This is a genomic window from Microcystis sp. LE19-195.1E (genome assembly GCF_027532095.1).
GTDB classification, from domain to species: Bacteria; Cyanobacteriota; Cyanobacteriia; order Cyanobacteriales; family Microcystaceae; genus Microcystis; species Microcystis aeruginosa.
On sequence record NZ_JAPZSZ010000135.1, the window covers coordinates 1 to 3,567 of the forward strand.

Genomic DNA, 3,567 nt, shown 5'->3' on the forward strand with positions numbered 1-3,567 from the left:
GGCAACAACGTCTCAGTGCTATTAGGAACTGGCACGGGCAGTTTTGGACCCGCCACTAACTTTTCTGTGGGGATTAATCCCCTTTCCGTGACGGTAGGGGACTTCAACGGCGACGGCAAATCCGATTTGGCAACGGCGAACGCTGGTAGCAACAACGTATCGGTGCTATTAGGAACCGGCACGGGCAGTTTTGGCACGCCCACTAACTTTTCCGTGGGGGCTGTTCCCTATTCCGTGACCGTAGGGGACTTCAACGGCGACGGCAAATCTGACTTGGCTGTGACGAACCGTGACAACAACAACGTCTCAGTGCTATTGGGAACCGGCACGGGCAGTTTTGGCACGCCCACTAACTTTTCCGTGGGGAGTCAACCCCTTTCCGTGACGGTAGGGGACTTCAACGGCGACGGCCAATCCGATTTGGCTGTGGCGAACCGCAACGGCTACAACGTCTCAGTGCTATTAGGAACCGGCACGGGCAGTTTTGGCACTGCCACCAACTTTTCCGTGGGGATTAGTCCCTTTTCTGTGACGGTAGGGGACTTCAACGGCGACGGCCAATCCGACTTGGCAACAGCGAACCGATACGGCAACAACGTCTCAATCTTCCTCAATGCCGACCCCACCCCCACCACCGCCACCGTTACCATTACCGATGTTTCTCAACCCGCAATTTCTCTTACTATCAACGATGTAACCGTTACCGAAGGCAATAGCGGCACCACTAACGCGGTCTTTACCGTGAGCCTTTCTAGTGCTGCCAGTACCGTTGTTAGCGTCAACTACGCCACCGCTAACGGTACAGCCACCGCCGGAACCGATTACACCGCTATTCCTACCACTACCTTAACCTTCAATCCGGGAGAAACTTCTAAAACGATTACAGTTGCAGTCAATGGCGATAACCAAGTTGAACTCAATGAGACATTTTTCCTCAATCTCAGCAATTTACAAGCCAATGGCAGTAACGTCACCCTAGCTGATAATCAAGGTCAAGGTACGATTAATAACGATGACAGTGCATCGATTGCGATTAGTGATGTCACAATTACCGAAGGAAATAGTGGGACAACTAATGCAGTATTTACTGTCACTCTTTCTAATGCAGTCGATACAGCGATTACCTTAGATTACACCACAGCCAATGGAACCGCTACGACAGCGGATAACGATTATGCGGCGATTGCTACTACTCCCTTAATCTTCAATGCTGGAGAAACTTCTAAGACGATTACTGTTGTTGTAAATGGCGATACTAAAGTTGAAAGTAACGAGACATTCTTGGTTAATCTCAGTAACTTACAAACCAATGGCAGTAACGTCACCCTAGCCGATAACCAAGGGCAGGGAACGATTAATAACGATGATAGTGCTAGTATTTCTATTAGCGATGTAACAGTAATAGAAGGAAATAGTGGGACGACTAATGCAGTATTTACTGTCACTCTTTCTAATCAAGTTGATACAGCAGTAACGGTTAATTACGCCACCGCAGACGGTACAGCTACGACAACAGATAACGATTATACGGCGATTGCTGCTACTCCCTTAATCTTCAATGCTGGTGAGACTTCTAAGACGATTACTGTTGCTGTTAATGGCGATAACCAAGTTGAAAGTAACGAGACTTTCTTCGTCAATTTGAGTAACCTAAATGCTAATGGTCGCAACGTTACCATAGCCGATAACCAAGGACAAGGTACGATTACCAATGATGACAGGAGTACCTTCAAGAAAACCATAATTGGCGGGCCTGGTAATGACAACCTAATTGGTAGTCAGGGAGTAGATTACATCTTCGGTCGCGGAGGTAACGACACCCTCACAGGCGGAAACGGAGCCGATAGCTTCGTCTTCAATAATATAACCGAAGGAATTGATACAATAACAGACTGGGGAGTTGGTGGCGGCGATCGCATAGAAATCTCAGCATCAGGGTTTGGTGGTAATTTGACGGCTAATGCTGTATTAGACCAGTCTCAATTTGTCTTAGGTAGTGCTGCATCAAATATCAATCACCGATTTATTTACAATAATTCAACCGGAGACTTATTCTTCGACCCCGATGGAATTGGTACTATTGCTCAACAAAAGCTGGCAATTTTAACAGGCGCACCTTCTCTAAGTGCTATTGATATTTTCGTTTTTACTTAGGGTAACTCAAAACTACTCAAGACAAATATCAACTTCTGTACAAATCAAGTTCAACTTTTTTAGTTTAAAAAGACAACAATGAAAACACTAACATCACACCTAGCGTTAACACTACTTGGAACTCTCAGCGCTGTTTCCCCTGCGATCGCCGCTAGTTTTAGTGGACAATTATCTAATGTCACTCTTAAGCTGGATATCAGCCAATTATCGCTCATTGATTTTGAAAATGTCGGAGGGGAAAATTCATCTCTTCCTCAGCTAACAACCACAGGAACAGGAACCGCTCAAGGAACTTCAACTAACTCGACTTTTTGGGAGATTGATCCATCATCATTAAGTTTTCTTGAGTTAAATTATGATGGCGGTAATATCTCAGGTCAATCTGGATTACAAGGTTTCGCCTCGGCTGTTGTTTCAGGAAACAGCAATAAACTCGCCATCACCAACAAAGGTAGTAGCGGACAGAATTTAACAATTCAAGGTAACTATTCTGTGAGTCTCAACACGCAAATTGTAGATCCATTATTCGAGTCGGCTCAAGCCGAATTTACTTTAAAATTCATGAAAGAGCCAGGAACAATTGTCAATAGTTTTAGTCAATTGATTGGTGGAAATAACTCATTCAGTGAGACCAAAAATTTTACTATTTCCTTGAACATTCAAGCTGGTGAGACAGTTTTCATAACATCAGATTTGTCAGGACAAGCGCAAGCACAGGCGCAAGCGCAGACGGTTCCCGAACCATCCTTAACTCTTCTGGGAATAGGAGTGGTTTTAGGCGCTCTACCTCTTCTCAAGGTGTAGGGTGCGTTAGGCGGCTATCAATTCCGTCAAAAAACCAAAATTAACAAGCCGCCGTAACGCACCACCTCTATCATTAAATTGGTGCGTTACGCTATCGCGCTTCACACCCTACTGGCTGCACAATTGCTTGCTCTACTTGATTGAGGTAATCAGATAAAAGTTTAAGCAGCATGATTTAATATTTGTTCTAATTCTTGACGCAAAGCAAGGTAATGACGATAATCGTTTGCCCATTCTATAAATATTATATCATCTGATAATGTTCCCTGATTGTATTGGTTATAAAAATCTTCGGAATCCATTTTATGTTGGTTCTCATAAACGCTAAGTCGCTTGGCAACAGCAATCAAAGCATCTAAAGATGATGTATATTGAATGGTCTGTTTACGCATTTTTCTTTTACTCCAAAATAGGGTTTGCTGAATAAATTTGAAATGTAGGCAAAGTAAAGGTTTTGGGGCTTTACGAGCGAAACAGGTGCAAGATTTTGAGAGAATCGTCGTTCAAAACCTTGCGTCTTCATCGGCCCGCGTCCTGTAGGGGCGAAGCATTCGGACAATAACCTATCGGTGAAAAGGTAGATTTTCTATCCGAATGCTTCGCCCGTAC

3 protein-coding genes are annotated in these 3,567 nt (G+C 44.3%); 2 read left to right on the forward strand and 1 reads right to left on the reverse strand.

Annotation, left to right across the window (positions count from 1 at the left end; all coding sequences use genetic code 11):
* Together O9300_RS08110 and O9300_RS08115 are read left to right on the forward strand one after the other, a co-directional pair.
* Positions 1-2,154: Calx-beta domain-containing protein (locus O9300_RS08110; protein WP_287971160.1), on the forward strand; the 2,154-nt coding region annotated here is incomplete at its 5' end.
* Between the two features lie 78 nt (positions 2,155-2,232).
* A complete protein-coding gene (locus O9300_RS08115) occupies positions 2,233-2,958 on the forward strand; it encodes a hypothetical protein (protein WP_149979280.1) in 726 nt (241 codons plus the stop codon).
* Between the two features lie 161 nt (positions 2,959-3,119).
* Here O9300_RS08115 and tumA read toward each other — a convergent pair whose 3' ends face one another.
* The gene (tumA, locus tag O9300_RS08120) at positions 3,120-3,350 is read right to left on the reverse strand and encodes an antitoxin TumA (protein WP_002771674.1); all 231 of its coding nucleotides are present in this window, start codon (positions 3,348-3,350) and stop codon (positions 3,120-3,122) included.
* Between the last annotated feature and the right edge of the window lie 217 nt (positions 3,351-3,567).